The sequence below is a fragment of the Aggregatilinea sp. genome (assembly GCF_036822615.1).
Taxonomy (GTDB): Bacteria; Chloroflexota; Anaerolineae; order Aggregatilineales; family Aggregatilineaceae; genus Aggregatilinea.
In genome coordinates, this window is record NZ_DAISHJ010000026.1 from 1 (window position 1) to 17,342 (window position 17,342).

The 17,342-nt window shown below is 65.9% G+C and carries 13 protein-coding genes; 9 read left to right on the forward strand and 4 right to left on the reverse strand.

Going from position 1 to position 17,342, the window contains the following annotated elements; translation table 11 throughout:
• Positions 1–75: 75 nt before the first annotated feature.
• The 4 genes from V7116_RS10280 to V7116_RS10295 form a co-directional block, all read right to left on the reverse strand.
• Entirely contained in the window at positions 76–987 is a 912-nt protein-coding gene (locus V7116_RS10280) for a DMT family transporter (RefSeq protein WP_324391830.1), read from the reverse strand.
• A 169-nt stretch (positions 988–1,156) separates the two neighbouring features.
• Positions 1,157–2,956 carry a threonine--tRNA ligase gene (gene thrS / locus V7116_RS10285; protein ID WP_324391831.1) on the reverse strand — a complete coding sequence of 600 codons (1,800 nt, stop codon included), beginning with the start codon at positions 2,954–2,956 and terminating at the stop codon, positions 1,157–1,159.
• 122 nt (positions 2,957–3,078) lie between these two features.
• Positions 3,079–3,276: a hypothetical protein gene (locus V7116_RS10290; protein ID WP_324391832.1), complete on the reverse strand. Its 198-nt coding sequence runs from the start codon at positions 3,274–3,276 to the stop codon at positions 3,079–3,081.
• Between the two features lie 203 nt (positions 3,277–3,479).
• Entirely contained in the window at positions 3,480–3,839 is a 360-nt protein-coding gene (locus V7116_RS10295; RefSeq protein ID WP_324391833.1) for a hypothetical protein, read from the reverse strand.
• Positions 3,840–4,348: 509 nt separating this feature from the next.
• Here V7116_RS10295 and V7116_RS10300 point away from each other — a divergent pair.
• The 9 genes from V7116_RS10300 to V7116_RS10340 all read left to right on the forward strand — a co-directional run bounded on the left by V7116_RS10300 (position 4,349) and on the right by V7116_RS10340 (position 17,231).
• The gene (locus V7116_RS10300; protein ID WP_324391834.1) at positions 4,349–4,660 is read left to right on the forward strand and encodes a hypothetical protein; all 312 of its coding nucleotides are present in this window, start codon (positions 4,349–4,351) and stop codon (positions 4,658–4,660) included.
• Positions 4,650–5,390, forward strand: a complete 741-nt coding sequence (locus V7116_RS10305; RefSeq protein WP_324391835.1) for a DUF6754 domain-containing protein — start codon at positions 4,650–4,652, stop codon at positions 5,388–5,390. The genes V7116_RS10300 and V7116_RS10305 overlap by 11 nt, the downstream gene beginning before the upstream one ends.
• A 59-nt stretch (positions 5,391–5,449) precedes the next feature.
• Positions 5,450–6,103 carry a hypothetical protein gene (locus tag V7116_RS10310; RefSeq protein WP_324391836.1) on the forward strand — a complete coding sequence of 218 codons (654 nt, stop codon included), beginning with the start codon at positions 5,450–5,452 and terminating at the stop codon, positions 6,101–6,103.
• Positions 6,104–6,134: 31 nt separating this feature from the next.
• Positions 6,135–10,217 carry a hypothetical protein gene (locus tag V7116_RS10315; protein ID WP_324391837.1) on the forward strand — a complete coding sequence of 1,361 codons (4,083 nt, stop codon included), beginning with the start codon at positions 6,135–6,137 and terminating at the stop codon, positions 10,215–10,217.
• On the forward strand, positions 10,214–10,891 hold the full coding sequence (locus V7116_RS10320) for a hypothetical protein (RefSeq protein ID WP_324391838.1): 678 nt from the start codon (positions 10,214–10,216) through the stop codon (positions 10,889–10,891). Before V7116_RS10315 ends, V7116_RS10320 begins: the two co-directional genes overlap by 4 nt.
• 6 nt (positions 10,892–10,897) lie before the next feature.
• Positions 10,898–12,703, forward strand: coding sequence for a glutamate mutase L (locus V7116_RS10325; protein WP_324391839.1), 1,806 nt, complete (start codon positions 10,898–10,900; stop codon positions 12,701–12,703).
• Entirely contained in the window at positions 12,687–13,769 is a 1,083-nt protein-coding gene (locus V7116_RS10330; protein WP_324391840.1) for a hypothetical protein, read from the forward strand. Before V7116_RS10325 ends, V7116_RS10330 begins: the two co-directional genes overlap by 17 nt.
• 55 nt (positions 13,770–13,824) lie before the next feature.
• Positions 13,825–15,549, forward strand: a complete 1,725-nt coding sequence (locus V7116_RS10335; protein ID WP_324391841.1) for a PPC domain-containing protein — start codon at positions 13,825–13,827, stop codon at positions 15,547–15,549.
• 287 nt (positions 15,550–15,836) lie between these two features.
• Positions 15,837–17,231, forward strand: coding sequence for a helix-turn-helix domain-containing protein (locus tag V7116_RS10340; RefSeq protein ID WP_324391842.1), 1,395 nt, complete (start codon positions 15,837–15,839; stop codon positions 17,229–17,231).
• The last annotated feature ends 111 nt before the right edge of the window (positions 17,232–17,342 follow it).

Sequence of the window (17,342 nt, forward strand, 5' to 3'; positions counted from 1 at the left end):
CCCCTCTCCAACTTGATTGGAGAGGGGCCGGGGGTGAGGTCTGCTTTTGCCCTTGCTTTTCCCTTTTCCCCCGCCTCAGCTCAGGAAAATGATCGCTGTCCCCACGACCGCCAGCAGCGTCCCGACGATGGCGCGCGACGTGATGCGCTCTCGGAACAGCACGTAGGTCAGCGGCAGCAGAAAGATCGGGCTGAGGCTGGTCAGCGTCGAGGCGATGCCGACCTCCGCGTTCTGCACGGCGATCAGCGACAGCCACACGCCCAGCAGCGGCCCCGCGATCGATCCGCCCAGAATGGTCAGCATGGCGCCGGGTTGCGCGCGCAGCGTGGAGAAGTTGCTGCGCACTTTGCCGGTCGCCGCTGCGATCAGCCAGATCGCCAGGGTGGAGACGACCAGCCGCATCAAATTGCCCGAAAGCGCCGGAAAATCGCCTTGAAGCCCCTCTTTGGACGCGACCAATCCTCCGGCCTGACCCAACGCGCCGCCCAATCCAAGCAGCACGCCCAGCAGGAAATGGCGCGGCGGTGTGCTCGGCGCGGCGGCGGGCGCGTTGGTACGATCCGCCACGACCCACGCGACCCCGGCCATGGCCAGCGCGATCCCCGCGATCTGCCCCGCCGCCAGCGATTCACCCAGCAGCACCCAGCCCATGAACGCGCCCATCACCGGGCTGAGCGCCATCAGCAGCATCGACAGGCGCGGCCCGATCATCACGAACGCCTGGAACAGACACGCATCCCCCAGCACGAACCCTATTAGGCCCGACAGCGCCATCCAGCCCCATCGCCAGCTTTCGGCATGGATGGGCAGCAGCGATCCTTCCAGCACCCAGTGCAGCAGGCTGACCATGATCACCGCCAGCAGCAGGCGCGTCCGGTTGACGACCGGCGAGCCAACCTTCTGCCCGGAGACGGAAAACAGGATCGACGTAAAACTCCAACACACCGAGGTTCCGAGAGCCGCCAGCTCTCCGATATACTCGCCCATTGGATTGCATCCTTTTGCCGAGGGAAAGGTGTCCGCACGCGCGGCACAAAAACACAAGCCGCCAGCACTCTTATACGGAGAGCAGGCGGTTTTGTAACGCGAACTGGAAAAACAGCGTAGGGGCGTATCGCACGCCCCTACGGGATTTCTCGTGTGCGGGTTGGGTGGCTTATGCCAGTTCGATGGACTTGCTGTCCACGATCAGCTTGGCCTGGTTGATGAACTCGGCCACGTGGATCGCGCCCAGGTCTTCGCCCGTGCGCAGGCGCACGCTGACTGCGCTCTTTTCGATGTCGCGGTCACCGACCACCAGCATCCACGGGATGCGCATCTGCGAGGCTTCGCGCACCTTCGCGCCGACGCGCCCCTGCGAGTCGTCCACGTCCACGCGCAGACCCTCGGCGCGCAGCCGCGCCGCGACTTCCTGCGCGTAGGGCACGTGCCGGTCCGCGATGGGGATCATCACGGCCTGCACGGGGGCCAGCCACGCCGGGAATGCGCCGTTGTAGTGCTCGATCAGGATGGCGACGAAGCGCTCCAGCGAGCCGAACGGCGCGCGGTGGATCATCACCGGGCGGTGGCGCTCGTTGTCCTCACCGACGTATTCCAGGTCGAAGCGTTCCGGCAGGTTGTAGTCCACCTGCACCGTGCCGAGCTGCCATTCGCGCTTGAGCACGTCGCGGAAGATGAAGTCGAGCTTGGGCCCATAGAAGGCCGCTTCGCCTGCTTCGACCGTGTAGTTCAGGCCGAGCGTCTCGCACGCCTGGATGATCGCCTGGGTCGATTTCTCCCAGACGTCGTCATTGCCCACGTACTTGTCCGACTCAGGATCGCGCGTGCCGACGCGGGCGCGGAAGTCGTTCAGGCCCAGGCTGCCGAACACGTACTGAATCAGCTTGACGACCTCGATGAACTCATCCTGAAGCTGTTCCGGCGTCACGAACAGGTGCGAGTCGTCCACCGTGAAGCCGCGCACGCGGGTCAGGCCCGTCAGCTCGCCGCTTTTCTCGTAGCGGTACACCGTGCCGAACTCGGCGTAGCGGATCGGCAGGTCGCGGTAGGAGCGCATCTCGCTCTTATAGATCATGATGTGGTGCGGGCAGTTCATCGGCTTGAGCAGGTACTCTTCGCCTTCGACCTCGATGGGCGTGAACTGGCTGTCCTTATAATAAGGATAGTGCCCGGAGGTGCGGTACAGTTCCAGCCGCCCGATGTGCGGCGTCACGACCGGCTCGTAGCCGCGATCGGACTGCGCCTGCCGCAAGAAACGCTCCAGCGTCTCGCGCACGGTCGCGCCCTTCGGCTTCCACAGCGGCAGTCCCTTGCCCACCAGCGGCTCGATCACGAACAGGCCCAGCTTGGGCCCCAGCACACGGTGATCGCGCTTCTTGGCTTCTTCGAGCAGGTCCAGGTATTCCTGAAGCTGTTCTTTGGTTTCCCAGGCCGTGCCGTAGATGCGGGTCAGCATCTGGCGATGCTCGTCGCCGCGCCAGTACGCGCCCGCCGGAGCCTTGAAGGTGATGCTCAGCGCGTCGGGATTGATTTCCTTCGTGTTGGCGACGTGCGGCCCCCGGCACAGGTCCTCGAAGGTATCCTGGCGGTAGGTCGTGATCTTGATCGGCTCGAAGGTCTTCTCGCCGTATTCGTCTTCGCCGCCGTGTTCCAGTCCGTCGATCAGTTCCAGCTTGTAGGGCTGATCCTTGAACAGGTCGCGCGCTTCGTCGGCGCTGACGTCGCGGCAAACGAGTTCGTGCCCTTCGCGGATGATCTCGCGCATGCGCTGTTCGACCTCAACCACGTCCTCTTCGGTCAGCGAACGGGGCAGGTCGAAATCGTAGTAGAACCCGTCCTCGATGGGCGGCCCGATGGCGATCTTCGCCTCGGGGAATTTTTCCAGCATGGCCTGCGCCATGACGTGCGACGCCGTATGCCGGATGCGGTAGAGCTTGCTGTCCTGGTAGCGTTCCATGATCCGTACCGTGTGACTCCTTGGCTGCTTCGCAGCCGGATCGACGATGAGTGCCGTTCAAAAACAAGGGGGCAGTCCCGTGGGACTGCCGCCCCTTTTCTCCGTGAGTGTCCGGGTGGCGTTTACGGGCAGCACCGTTGGTTGGTTGGCTGCCAGTTGTCTCGATCCACCGGGAGGGCGGCGCGTGGTGCGCGCGCCGGATCGTGGGAGCTGGGCGGGCGCACTGCGCCAACGCACCAGCCAACATTGGCCCATTCAGCTTCGATCTGTTCGCGGCGCGCCTGCTCTTCGGCAGGCCGCGCCTGAATCGCGGAAGCCATAGCGGATTCCTCCTGTTGTCAGCTTGCGTGTAAGGCATCGCCGGAGCGATGAAAAACGGGTGTGCAAGCGGCCAGCAGGGGCAATCTGCGCCGGTCCCTGCTGCCTCAGATGCGCGGCATCCGGGCAGGGATCGGCGCAGATCGTCCCTACCCGGGCCGCCCGGTAGTGCCTCCGGTTGCCGTATCAGGGACTGTTTCGTGCATCAGACCTCCACTTGCTGCAACAGCAGCTCACTATCCGCCGCGCAAATCGAAAACGCACTTTCGAAGATGCCCAGCACCACGAGGTTATCGACTACGTCCTCGATGGTGTCCTGGTCCAGATCTTCGACGATGATATGCGGCGTTTCCATCGTTAAAAACGGTGTCGGCGCGAGCGCCCGGTGATAGTCACGGGCAACGCTCAGGCTCACTTCCATCTCGCGCTGGAGATACAACGGGGTGACGAAATGCGCCTGCCACAACCGCCCGTCGTCCATCTCGACCAACACATCGGCGCTGTCAGTAACGGGATCGGAATCGGCATAGGATTCCTCTTCGATCCACACTCGTTTGACAAACACGGCAAATTCCTCTGACATCCTGTCCTACCTCTACGACTACACACATCTTACAACGAATTTGGCCCAAATTTTCTATTCCAATAAAAAAAGCCCTCCCCCAAATGTTTGGGGCGAGGGCTGTCAGGTCCACGCGGTTCCACCCAATTCGATGCCGCCCCACGCTGTGAAGCGATATCCTCATGAGGCCGGTAACGGGGCCAGCCGTCGCAGCTTATTGAGCCTGTAAGGGCCGTTCAGCGGCGCACTCTCGGGGGGTTTTCCTGGTCTGCCGGTCAAGCGGGTTTTCAGTCTGTGACCCGCTCTCCCTGGGACCGCAACGAGCCAGTACTCGTCCCGATCGCTGCTTTCAAGGCATTTGATTGACCTTCTCAGGATAGCGCAATGGGCAGGCAGTGTCAAGGCTGAGTGTAAGAGAGCATCGTGCCTATTATGGGGCGTCGGTCACGGCACGTCGCATAGGCTATCTGTACGATTTCCGCCCAGAAATGCGCTGTGCTATACTGACCAACATGGAACCGGTAGATGTGCCGCTCGACGATGAACGCTGGACGCGCCGTTGGGCGCGGTGGTCCGGTGAGTTGCGGCGTTTACGTCTGGACGGCGTGGTGAGCGCCCTCCTGGACGCGGGCGCGCCGCTGGCCCCATTGGGGGCGCATCTGCTGTGGGTCGCCCAGCCGACGCTGGGATTGTTCGTCCCGCGTGATGATGTCGCTGCGCTGGCGCGCCTGCTGGAGCAGCCGGGCGGACTGGAACAGGTTCGCCGCCACTTGCTGACCGAAGGGGACACCGTAGGGTTCGGGCCAGATGACGATGACGAATAGTGAAATCACCTGGGTACTGCTCGCCGCTGCTGTGGCGGTGACGCTGGTTGGCGCGTTGATCGCGCGGCGGCGCTCGTTCGCGCTGCGCCCGATCGCGGCCTATACCCTGCTGCCCGACCTGATGGCCGATGCGGTGGAAAGCGATCAGGGCGTGCATTTTTCGACGGGCAGCGCGGCGCTCGGCCAGACCAGCACCGTCAGCGCGCTGGCCTCCGCCGAGCTGATTTACCGTCTGGCGTCGCGGCTGGCCGTCGGGGAGCGGTCGCCGCTGATCACGCTCAGCGATCCGGTGACGCTGCTGCTGGCGCAGGATACGCTGCGCCGGGCCTACACCTACCGCCAGCGCCAACAGGCGTACCGCGTGCGCGCGGCGGCATGGTTCCCTCAGGGACGGCGCTCGCTGGCGTTCGCCGCGGGGGCGAGCAGCCTGGCCGCCGATGCGGACGTGAGCACCTCGATCCTGCTGGGGCGCTTCGGCGCAGAGCTGGCGCTGTTTGGCGCGAGCGCGGTGCGCCACGACCAGCGCCTGATCGCGCACAGCGATCTGGTCGAAGGGCAGGCCGTCGCCTTTGCCCAGGCCGACCGGGTGCTGATCGGGGAAGAATTGTACGCGGGTGCGGCCTATATGGACGGGCGACCCGTGGATGTGGGCGGCGTGGTCGCGCAGGACGCGCTGCGCTGGGTCGTGATTGTCGCCATCATCGTCGCCGCGATTCAGGCGGCGCTGTAGTGGCGCAGAGTTAAACGCGTCGCTGAACGCAGCGATAAAGCGAATAAAAGAGGTCAGGTGTGAGGAAACCCCACTGCTTAGTGAACCTGCTGGCGACGGTCGCCGTCATCAGCGCCGGGCTCGTGACGCTCGTCGGGCTGCTCAGTGCGCTGGACTCGGCGGAAGCCAGCGTCGCGTCGTTCCTGGTGCAGATCGTCGCGGTCGTCGGGGCGATTGCCGTCCTGATCGGGGTCCTCAATCTGTTCGCGGTGCACCTGGGGCGCATGGGCGCGCGGCGGCACGGCTGGCCGTACAGCCTCGTGGTCGTGCTGTCGGCGGCGGGCGTGATCGCGCTGCGCGTGCTGGATCGTCTGGACCTCTGGTCGGGCGATCTGGAAGGCGAGCGGATGAGCGTGCGCGTGTTCGAGTCGGTCCAGGTCAGCCTGGAATCGGCGCTGGCCGCGCTGCTGCTGTTCTTTCTGGTGTACGCGGCCTATCGTCTGATGCGCCGCCGCGTGACGATCTGGAGCGTGCTGTTCAGTCTCGCCGTGATCGCCGTGCTGGTGACGTGGATTCCGTTGGAAGACGCCGGGACGCTGGCCGACGTGCACGACTGGCTCGTGCGCGTACCGGCGGGCGCAGGTGCGCGGGGGATTTTGATCGGCGTCGCCCTCGGCACGCTGACGGTCGGCGTGCGGGTCCTGATGGGCCAGGATCGCTCCTACCGCAGTTAACCGGGCGTGGCCCGTTTGAGAGCAGGACTTTATGCCGGACGACTTTAATCCTTTTGACGACGACAGCCTTCTTCCGGATTGGATGAAAGACGACTCGGACGAGAGCGCGCCGGATGATGCTTCGCAGGCCGGTCAGGGGCTGCCTCCGGCGTCGGAATGGGCGCGCGAGCCGGGCCGGACCCAGTCCCCAGGTAGCGCCGAAGACGATCTACGGCGGGACGCGCTTTCCGATCTGCCCTGGTTGGACGACAGCCTGTCTTCCGAGTCTGAGCCGGACGACGCCGGGGATCTCGACGATCTGCTGGAAGAATGGGGCAGCGACGCGATCTCGCTGGACGAGCGCTTGGGCGGATCGCCGCCGCCAGCGCCCACCGCACCCGCTGCGTCTGACGAGGACCTCGACTGGCTGTCCGGCATCGGCTCGACCTCGGAACCCGCCGAGGAGCCTGCTGCGCCGCCGCCCGGCGGCCTGCCCGATTGGCTGTCTGAGATGGCCCCCACGCCGGAACCGCCCGCCAGCCCTGAACCCCCTGAACCCGATATTTCCGCCTCCTGGCTTCAGGTGGATGCCTTTAGTGCCATGCCGGAATTCCAGTCCGGCGACCTGACGCCGCCGTCCGCTGCGGATGCCCTGGCCGGAGGCGCCGATCTGCCCTGGCCTGAGGACGACGACTTGGGTGACCTGAACGCGCTGCGCGCTGAGCCTGACGAGGAGCCTGCTGCGCCTGCGGCGAGCGGTCTGCCCGACTGGCTGCGCGATGCCCAGCCGTTGGACGACGCCGCGAGCGAAAATGCGTCCCTGCCGGGGTGGATGGAAGGCAGCGCCGAGCCGCCGGTGGAACCTGAAGTCCCCGACTGGGTGCAGCCGCCCGCCGGACCGCCGCCCGATGATGCGCCCGTCCCGGAGCCTTCCGGCAGCGCGGAACTGCCCGACTGGGTGCTGGCCTCCGATACCGATCTCCCCGCAGCGCCTGCGTCGCCGGACCTCTCGTTTGACGCCTGGGAACAGCAGCAAATCGAGGACGAGCACGAAGCCGAAAAGTCGCCGGAAGAGCGCATGATGGAGGAAGTGCCCGACTGGTTCTCCGGCCTGGGAGACAAGTCGGCGCAGCCCGCACCGCCCGAAGCGCCCGCCGCCGGGGGCGAGCAGGAATTTGTGCCGGGCTGGTTCATGGGCCTCGAAGAGCAGGACGTCGAGGAAGCGCCCGATTGGTTCCAGCAGATCGATTATTCGGGCGAAGCGCTCACTAAGCCCGCGCCGGAAATGCCCGCCGCGCCCACCGAGCCGCCGCCCGTTCCCAGCGAAGTGCCCGACTGGTTCAAGGGTCTGACCCCGCCCGAAACCGGCGATTTGGATTGGTCGATGTTCGGCGCGCCTGCCGAGCCGGAACCGCCCGCCGCGCCGTCGCTGAAGCGCCTCTCGACGCGGCCCGATCACGAGCCGCCCGCCAGCGAGACCCCGCTGCCGCCCGTTGAGCCGCCCGCGATCGAACCTGAGATCGAACCGGACGTCTTGCTGGACATCGAACCGGAAGCCGAACCCGAAGCGCCCGCCGAGCTGGAACCGCAGACCGATTGGGCCGCGCTGTTTGGCTCCGAGCCTGAGCCGGAGGCCGAACCGGAACCCGAAGCGCCTGCGGCGCAAGCGGCGGAAATCGATTTCGGCGCGCTGTTCGGCAGCGAACTCGAATCGCAGCCGGAAGCGGAGCCTGAAGCCCCTGCCGGTCTGGGTCTGGAATCCGAGGCGCCCGCCGGACTTGGGCTGGAATCCGAGGCGGATCTCGCTGCCCTGTTCGGGTCCACGCCGGAACTGGAACCGGAAGCGCCCGCAGCGGAAGTCGATTTCGACGCGCTGTTTGGCAGCGAGCCTGAATCACAGCCGGACGCACCGCCCGAAGGCGGCTTCGCCGCGATGTTTGGCGTCGAGGTAGAACCGGATGCGCTCGAAGAAGAGTCGGAATCGGCCTTCCTCGGCACGGACCGGATGGCCACGCCCGAAGACATCCCGTTCCCCGATCTCGAGCTGGACCAGGAAATGCCCACCGCCGATACCGATGAGGTGCTCGAAGAGTGGATGGCCGAATTCGTGACGCCCGGCCCTGCGTCGATCGATCCGTCGGGCGACTTCGTGGAGCGGTTCGATCCCGGCGCGGAAGATGCGTCGATCGCGCCCCTGGACGAAGACGCGCCCGACTGGCTGCGCTCGTTTGAGGAGGGTGAAGAACCCGCCCGCGCCACGAGCGAGCAGCCCGCGGTATCGTCCCTGCCCGGCAGCGACGAGGGCGGCCTCGACTGGCTCTCCGGCATTTCGTCCGAAGATGTCGTGCCCGAGGCGGACGCCGGGCCTGCCGCGCAGCCGGATCAGGGCGCGCGTAAGGCCGAAGCGCCGCAGGATGCCGACTCGATGGACATCGACAGCCTGCTGAGCCTGTACACGCCGCCGCCGGAGCCTGCCCCGCTGCCCGAACCGGAGCCTGTAGAGGAAGCTGCGCAGGACGAGCTGCCGCCGGAGCTGCAAATCGAGGAGCCGACCGACGTCTGGGAGATCTTCGGCACGCCCGATCCGCATGCGCTGGAAGAAGGCGTCGAGCCGAATTTCGAGGCGCTGCTGGACGACGCCTCGCTGCCCACCGTCGATGATCTGTTCCCGCTGCCGCCGGGCCACGAGTCCGAGTCTGCCGCCCCGGCCCGTCCGCTGTCTGGCCTGGAAGCCGCGCCGCCGACCGAACCGCCGCCGCCGGAACCCGCCATTCCCGACGCTTTCCAGCCGGAGTGGGTATCCGAGCTTCGCCCGACCGAACTGCCGGTAACGGTGCGCGCGGGCGGCATCGCGGTGGATGTCGAACAGCGCTCGGTGATCGATTTGCCCGATCAGCTCCAGGTCTTCCGCGAGACGGCCCTGCGCGATTTGAAACAGTCCGAGCCGCCCACGCCCGCCCCCGAAACGGGGCCGCTGGCCGGGATCGCCGGGGCGCTCGCGCCGCTGGATGTGGCGATTCCGCGCAGCGTCGCGCCCGTCACGGGGCTGACCATCACGCGCGAGCAGCAGGCCCGCGCCGATCGCCTGCGCCACATGCTCGACGCGGCGGCGGACGGCGACGTCATTGACGACGACCTGCGCGAGCCGGAGATGTTCCCCGGTGGCGACGAGGAAGTCGAGGCCGAACAGGCCGCGCCGCGCGTGCGTTCGCGTCGGTCCAGCCGCTTGAAGCTCGACCGCGTGCTGATCGCCCTGCTGCTGTTGGTCGCGCTGATTGCGCCCTTTGCCACCGACGTGCTGCACTTCGCCGCCGATCCGCCCGCGCTCAGCGGCGACCGGCTGGCCGTGGCGGACGCGGTAAACGCCCTCGACGCTGGCGATTACGTGCTGGTGGCGATGGAATATGGCCCCACCGCCGCCGGAGAACTCGATCCGCTGGCCGAAGCGGTCGTGCGCGACGTTCTGGCGCACCGCGCCATCCCGCTGACGACCGGAACCAGCATCGCGGGAGCGCTGCACGCGCGCGCCGTGATCGCGCCGCTGACCTCGGACGAACGGCTGTTGGCCGCGCGCAGCAAAAACGAAACGATCCTTGAGCCGGGGCAGGACTATTACCTGCTCGGCTTTATCCCCGGCGACGCGTCCGGCGTGCGCGCCCTGCGCGGCGCGGACGAGGATCACGCGCTGACCCTGCCCTCGCCGTTTACAACCGATATCGACGGCGAGACGATCGATCTCAACCTGAACATCACGCGCGACGTGGCGCTGATCGTGGTCGTGGGCGAGTCGTCCGACGACGTGCGCCTGTGGGCCGAGCAGATGGGCGGCGCGGGCGTGCCGATGGTCGAGCTGGTGACCGCCGCCATCGAGCCGCTGGCCGCCAGCTACGTCAACGAGGACGGCTATCAGGGCTATCTGGCCGGATACCGCGACACGCGCAGCTATGACACGACGCAGAACGCCGAAACGCGCACGCCTTATACGCCGCCCGACGACCTGGGCTTTGACCTGCCCGATCTCGACGCGGGGCAGTGGAACAGCACCGCGCTGGGCGCGGCGGTGGCTGCGGGGCTGATCGCGCTGGGCATGATCGTTAACTTGTTCCGTGCGCTCGTTCGGAGGGGACGCCAGTGACGCCTGCGGACCTCGATCTCATTGCCGGGTGGGTTTCACTCGTGCTGACCGTGCTGGTCTTCAGCTACCTGCTCGGTGACAACGTCCTCTACCGGTTGGCGGTGCACGTCCTGGTTGGCGTGGCGGCGGGCTATGTCGCCGTCGTCGCCGTCGAGACGGTGCTGGTCCCCTGGTTCGACCATACCGTGTTCGCCGCTCAGGGCGACCACACGCTTGCGGAAGTGACGGCGCTGCGCGCGGCGGGCGCGATCCCGCTGGTGTTTGGCGCGCTGCTGCTGCTCAAAGCGTCGCCGCGTCTGGCCCCGGTCGGCAATTTGGGGCTGGCGGTGGTGATCGGCGTGGGCACGGCGGTCGCGCTGGTCGGCGCGGTCGCGGGCACGATCATCCCGCTCGCGGACGAAACGAGCACGATCATCAGTGACGACGTGGTAGAAGGCGCGATCGTGCTGGTCGGCGTGATCACCACGCTGCTCTACTTCCAGTACATCGGCGCGCGCCGTGCGGGAACGGGCCGCCGCCCGTGGCCGTTCCGCGTGCTGGGCACGGTCGGGCAGGTGTTCGTCACGGTGACGCTGGGCATTCTCTATGCCGGGGCGATCCTGACCAGCATGACCGTTTTCAGCGATGTCGCCCGCCAGCAGCTTCAATTCATTCTCGACCGGATAGGGGGCTAAGCGCGCATGGCGTTCGAGCACGTCCACTCGATTTTGCTGGCCGATATCGGCAGCGTGCATACGCGCCTGGCGTTGATCGATGTCGTTGAGGGCCAGTACCGGTTTGTGGCGGGCGGGCGCGCCCGCACCACGGCGGAAGCGCCGATGGGGAACGTCAGCTTCGGCCTCGACCGCGCCGCGCAGCAGATCACCGACGCCACCGGGCGCAGGCTGATCGCGCCCGATTCGGAAAGCCTGTTCATCATGCCCGAGACGAACGGCCACGGCATCGACCAGTTTCTGGCGACGGCCAGCGCTGGTCGCCCGATGCGCGTGCTGCTGGTCGGCGTCACGCCCGAAATGAGCCTCGCCAGCGCGCAGCACGTCCTGGCGGGCACTACGGTGACCGTCGTCGAGACGCTCAGCCCGTACGACCGCCGCACGCCCGACGAGCGTGTGAGCGCCATCCTCAGCGCCCACCCCGACCTGATCCTGATCGTGGGCGGCACGGATGACGGTGCGGACGCGATCCTGCTCCAGTTGGTGATGTCCGTGCGCGACGCGCTGACCTCGCTCCGCAGCCAGACGCCCGGCGTGCTGTTTGCGGGCAACCGCGATCTGCGCCAGAGCATCAAACGTCTGCTGTCGTCCCGCACAACGGTGTTTTACGCGCGCAACGTGCGCCCCGACATGCGCGAGGAGCAGGTGTTCCCCGCGCAGATTGAGCTGGCGCTGGCCTATGACGATTTCCGCAGCCGCCAGCAGGGCGGTTTTATTGAAGTGGCGCGGCGCAGCCCGATCGGGGTTGTCCCCACGATCCAGGGCACGATCAGCGCCGTGCGCTATCTGGCCGATCAGCCGCAGAGCAGCCTGGGGCCGCTGGTGGTCGATGTCGGCAGCGCCAACAGCCTGATGGTTGCGGGCGTGAACGGGGAAGCGCGCTTTTCCGTGCGCACCGATCTCGGCATCGGGCACAATCTGGCGGGCGCGCTCGACGCCTTGAAGCCGGACACGCTGCGCAAATGGCTCCCGCCGGACGTGACCGACGACGAGCTGTGGGATTATGCCTATAACAAGGAACTGCGCCCGGCGACCGTGCCCGCTAGCCCGCGCGATTTGATGATCGAGCAGGCCGCGGCGCGTGAGATCGTGCGGCTGATGCTGCGCGAGGCGCGCGACGAGTGGGGGGTGGGGCGCGGCGACCTGCTGCCTGAGTTCGGCCCGGTGATCGCGGCGGGCGCGGTGCTCACCGAGGCCCAGCACCCCGGTGTCTCCGCCATGCTGCTGCTGGACGCGCTTCAGCCGGTCGGCGTGACCGATCTGCGGCTCGATCCCTACAACATGCTCTCCGGCCTGGGCGTGGCGGCCTATCTCAACCCGCTGATCACCGTGCAGATGCTCGACGGCGGCGCGCTGCCGTCGCTGGCGACGGCGTTCAGCCCGATGGGCAGCGCGCGCAGTGGCCAGAACGCGATGAACGTCCAGATCCGCACGGCGTCGGGCCGCACGATCAAACACGCGGTGCGCGGCGGCGAAATCTGGATGGCGCCCGTCTCGCCCGGCATGTCCTGCGAGGTCATGGTCAAGCTGCGGCGCGGCCTGTCGATCAACGGCAAGCAGCGTCTCAAGCTCAACGTGATGGCAGGCTCGGCAGGCATCATTTTCGATGCGCGCGGGCGTCCGCTGGTCATGCCGCGCCCGAAGGATCGCATGGCCCGCTTCGAGCGCTGGCTGGCGGCGATGATGGGTGCGGACAGCGCGCCGGACGAAGACAGCGCGCGTGAAGATGACGTAATCGCACAGGAGGACGCGGCCCATGCCGTACTATCCTGAAACCTCGGTGGTGATGGGCCTCGCGCGGGTTCAGCGTGAGCGTAAGCTGCCGCCCGGCGTCGTGGTGCGCGAGATGCCGGTGAATCAGCGCATGGAAGTCGAGGCGTTCCAGCCGGTGCTTCAGGGCGACGTGTTAGGCCCGCTGCATAAGGTCGATGCCGCCGCCCTGGTGAAAAAGGTCACCGACCCCGAACAGATCGCCTCTTATATCGAGGTGCGCGAAGGCCAGCACGTCGAGGAAGGCCAGATTCTCGCGCGGAAAGGCCGTGGCCGCCGCGTGAAGACCGTCATCTCGCCGGTCAACGGGCAGATCGCGCGCATCGAGGGCACGGAGATCGTCATCCAGGCGATCGAGCGCTCGGTCGAGGTCTTCGCGGGCATTCCGGGTCAGGTCGAGCATGCGGAAAACAACACCGTGCTGATTTCGGCCACCGGCGCGCTGATCCAGTGCGTATGGGGCAACGGCCCGCTGTGCTTCGAGACGTTCCGCTTTTTGCCCGAAGGCGGTTTTACCGGCTTGAGCCAGATCGACGTGCGCATTTCCGAATACCGGCGCGTCGTGGTCATCAGCCCCGATCCGATCACCAAGCGCGATCTCGCTATTGCGGAGCAGCAGGAAGTGGCGGGCGTCGTTGCGCCAAGCATGCCTTCAAACTTGCGCGAATTGGCGTTGCGGCTTACATTCCCTGTAATATTGACCGAGGGATTTGGTCAGCGCAGGCCGACTGAAGCAATCTACCAGTTACTCGGCAGCAGCGTGGGCCGTCAGGCCGCGTTTAATGCCGCTGTGCCCGATCGCTGGACCGGCGCGCGCCCGGAAATTTTCATCCCCCTGCCTTCCGGGAACGCCATGCCGCCAACGCCCTCAGTGGATCGCGCTTTAGCAGTGGGGGACCGCGTGCGGATCGTGCGCGCGCCGTGGGATGGCCTCGTAGTTGACGTGGTTGAACTGCCATCTATGCCGCAGGTCACCGAGAGTGGGCTGCGGCTGCCAAGCGCCCGCGTAAAACTGCCGAGCGGTCGTATTATCGCCGTTGCCTTGGTCAATTTGGAACTGCTCGGCTGAGGCGCTTTGCCGGGCCAGGCGAAAGAACTTACGCCACACAATCGCGGAGGGAATTATGGGCTTCGAAGACCTGGACGACCTGAGCGAACTGGACGAGATGCCACCGTTCGAAGAAGACCTGGATCTACCGGGCTTCGAAGAACCGGATGAAGGTGGCGTCAGCCGGACGTTTAAGATCGTCGGCGCGCTGCTCATGCTGGCGGTCATCGCCATCGTCGGAATTTTGATTTTCCTGGCGCTGGGCGGCGGTGACGAGGTAAGCCCCAACGAGCTGACCGCGACAGCCGTCATCCAGACCAATACCGCCGTGGCGATGAATTTCGGCTATACGCAGACGGCGGCGCAGATCGCGTTTGAAGCCAGTCAGACCGCCGTGCGCGAGTTTGAGTTGGCCGCGACCGTGACGCAAAACGCCGTGTTCGAGGCGCAGACTCAGTCGGCGGCGAACGCGGCAGCCACGGTGACGGCGGAAGCGCAGATGTCCCAGACGGCGGCTGCGGCGGCGACCAACGCCGCGAACGACTCCGCCTCGACGGCGGTGGCTCTCGCGGCGACCCAGACGGCGATGGCCGACGCGAACAGCGCGACCGGGACCGCCGTGGCGCAGTCCAACGGCGCGACGCAGACGGCAGTGGCCGAAGCCGCCCGTCTTTACGGGCGTCTGGTGGATGAATCGAACAACCCCTTCTCCGGGGTGACGATCCGCCTCTACCGTGACGACGGCGACGGCGTGTTTACCCCGTCCGACGTGACCACCGTGACCATCCCGCAGAGCGGCACGCCTTCCGCAGCGACCGGCGTCCCGCTGTCCACTGCCGAAGCGCCCGAAGCCGCGCCGTCTATCGCCTACGGCGAAGCCCTGAACGAAACGCTCGAAGATACGACCCCTGTCGAGTGGCAGTTTACGGGCAGCGCGGGCGACGTGGTAACCGTCAGCGCGGTGGCCGGTGATGAAGTCAACATGGATATGTTCGTCGAGATCGTCGGGCCGGATGGCACGATCGTGGCCGAAGACGACGACAGCGGCGAAGGTCTCAACGCCTTGATCGAAAACTTCGAGCTACCCGCCGCCGGAACCTACGCGATCCGCGTCAGCAGCGTGTCCGGTCCTGGCGACTATACGCTGACCCTGACCACGCCCAACAATCCCGTGAGCGGGGGCTCCGAGCCTGCCGCCACGGCGGAAGCGACCGACGCGGCGACCGAAGAAGCGGGTGGCGCAGCCTATCACCCGTCCGACGGCCAGATCGTGCTGGTCAGCGGGAACCGCCAGGGCCTCCAGCCGACCCCCACGATCGAGATCGGTGACGAGTTCATCGGGGAGATCATCACGGGTGAAGCGGGTGACTTCGACTTTGGCGCGCTGGAGCCGGGCGTCTACTGGCTGCTGGTCGATTACGCCTCGCTGCCCCCGGACATCCAGGCGCAGATCCCGCCCACCGATGAAGTCTTGATCCAGGTGAACGTCCCGACGACGGGCGAAGTCACCTTCACGGTCGGCATTCCGCCCACGTCCACGCCGGACCTGGAAGGCATCAGCGCGACGATGACGGCGCTGGCGGTGTCGGGTGTGTCGCCCACGCCGTCGGAGGTAGGCACCGAAGAAGCGCTCGAAGTTACGGCGATGCCGTCCGCGCTGCCCACGACCGGGTTCTTCTCGGACATCGCGGATCAGGCGGGCGATATCGGCGGCGCGAGCGGGCTGACGCTGCTGGCGATTGCGGCGGCGGGTCTGGTGGCCGTTGTGGTCATCGCGCGCAAGCTCCGTACGTCGGCATAACCGCTGGCGGAGCATCCAGTTAAGCGGATTACAAGCAGGGGCAGTCATCGTATTGCCCCTCTTCGATGTTTAGGGCGAGCCGCCCCATCCTGATGCCCTTTCTCGCCAGTAGTGGAGGGAAGGGGCGCTGCGTTGTTGTGATTGGGTGCGCAGACGGGATGGATGCGAAGGGGGAACAGAGCCGCCGGGCGAGTGTCGGCGGTGTTTTGACAGCCTCCAGGCAACCTCTTTTTCTATAGGGGCCGCGATGCGCGCCCCACCACGTTGGTGCGAGTTGGAACAATATCATGTCTGAAAGACACCCATTGACGCCTTACCGGCCTCGTGATGCGGCGGACATTCTGGATATGCTGGTGGTTGGTCAGCCGATCTCGCTGGTCGGGTTGAGCAACTTTGGCAAATCGACCCTGCTGCGCCACATGGCCCAGCCCGCGTTTGCCCGGTCCTACGAACAGCGCGTGGGGCATCCGGCCCTGTTCGTGTACGTGGACTGTAACCGCATGTTGGAGATGAGCGCGCAGGGCTTCTACGAAGTGATCCTCCGGGCGGCGACCGAGATGCTTTCCGCGCAGACGCCCGCGCCCCACGCGCTGATGGAGCGCCTGGACGATCTGTACCGCACGGTGGTACAGTCGCAGAACTCGTTCACGATTCCGCTGGCGTTCAACGACGCGCTGCTGGCGCTGATTCAGGATGACGAGTCGCAGGAAGTGATCCTGATGCTGGACGAGTTCGACGCGGTGCTGACCGGGCTGGACGAGCGCGTATTCCTGAACATGCGCGCGCTCAAAGACAGCTACTCCGCACAGCTCAACTACATCATCGCCACGCTGCGCCCGACGACCTCGCTTGACGTGGGCGACGATCTGGCCGAGTTTTTGGAGCCGTTCGGCGCGTATAAGCACTACCTGGAACCGCTCGCGCCGTCCGATGCCGAGCGGCTGGCCGCCGATATTTTCCACCAGGCGCACGACTCGCTCGATCCGGCGGAGCGCGACTTCATTTTGAACCAGGCGGGCGGCCATCCGGGCTTGATCCATGCCGTCGCCCACGTGGTCATGGAGGTCGAATCCGGCGCGCCCGTGACGTATACCGAGCAGGCGCTGCAGGTGGCGAATGATGTGCTGGGAAATCACCGGCTGGTCCGCAGTGAGATGATCAAGCTCTGGAACCAGCTTGTGCCTGCCGAGCGCGAATGGGCGACGCTCGTTGCGACCCAGGGTGTGGATGCGCTTTCGGATGTGGAACGCACGGCGCTGCTGGCGCGCGGCGTGCTCGTCAGCGATGATCAGGGGCCGCGTCTGTTCGGGCGGCTGTTTGAAAACTACGCTCGGCGGCAGCGCCTGATCCAGCAGGAAGTCCCGGCGGGTGTATGGGTCGATATTGACGCAGGTGTGGTGTGGGTCGATGGACGGCGCGTTGAGGCGCTGACCGACCTGGAATACCGGCTGCTGCTGCTGTTATATGGCCGTCTGGACAAGATCTGCGACAAGTATCAAATCGTGGATACGGTATGGGGCCAGGAATACATGGGCGAAGTGGATGACGCGCGGATCGAAAAGCTGGTCAGCCGCTTGCGTTCCAAGCTCGAGCCGGACCCGTCCAAGCCCCAGTTCATCAGCACGATTCGCGGACGGGGGTACAAGCTCAACAGCGTTCAGAGTGCGTCGAACCTGGCATAATGCCAATACAGTTACACCATGCGTAGAACCGGTGCGGGACCGGGGGCGCTCGCAGTGTTACAGGGGCTCTGTCCAGAGAAATCTCTCTGGCTGTTGCATCGCCATCATAAA

Coding starts and splice junctions, on each gene's coding strand:
- V7116_RS10280 (WP_324391830.1), bottom strand. CDS start 987: ATGGGCGAGTATATCGGAGAGCTGGCGGCTCTCGGAACCTCGGTGTGT.
- thrS (WP_324391831.1), bottom strand. CDS start 2,956: ATGGAACGCTACCAGGACAGCAAGCTCTACCGCATCCGGCATACGGCG.
- V7116_RS10290 (WP_324391832.1), bottom strand. CDS start 3,276: ATGGCTTCCGCGATTCAGGCGCGGCCTGCCGAAGAGCAGGCGCGCCGC.
- V7116_RS10300 (WP_324391834.1), top strand. CDS start 4,349: ATGGAACCGGTAGATGTGCCGCTCGACGATGAACGCTGGACGCGCCGT.
- V7116_RS10305 (WP_324391835.1), top strand. CDS start 4,650: ATGACGAATAGTGAAATCACCTGGGTACTGCTCGCCGCTGCTGTGGCG.
- V7116_RS10315 (WP_324391837.1), top strand. CDS start 6,135: ATGCCGGACGACTTTAATCCTTTTGACGACGACAGCCTTCTTCCGGAT.
- V7116_RS10325 (WP_324391839.1), top strand. CDS start 10,898: ATGGCGTTCGAGCACGTCCACTCGATTTTGCTGGCCGATATCGGCAGC.
- V7116_RS10330 (WP_324391840.1), top strand. CDS start 12,687: ATGCCGTACTATCCTGAAACCTCGGTGGTGATGGGCCTCGCGCGGGTT.
- V7116_RS10335 (WP_324391841.1), top strand. CDS start 13,825: ATGGGCTTCGAAGACCTGGACGACCTGAGCGAACTGGACGAGATGCCA.
- V7116_RS10340 (WP_324391842.1), top strand. CDS start 15,837: ATGTCTGAAAGACACCCATTGACGCCTTACCGGCCTCGTGATGCGGCG.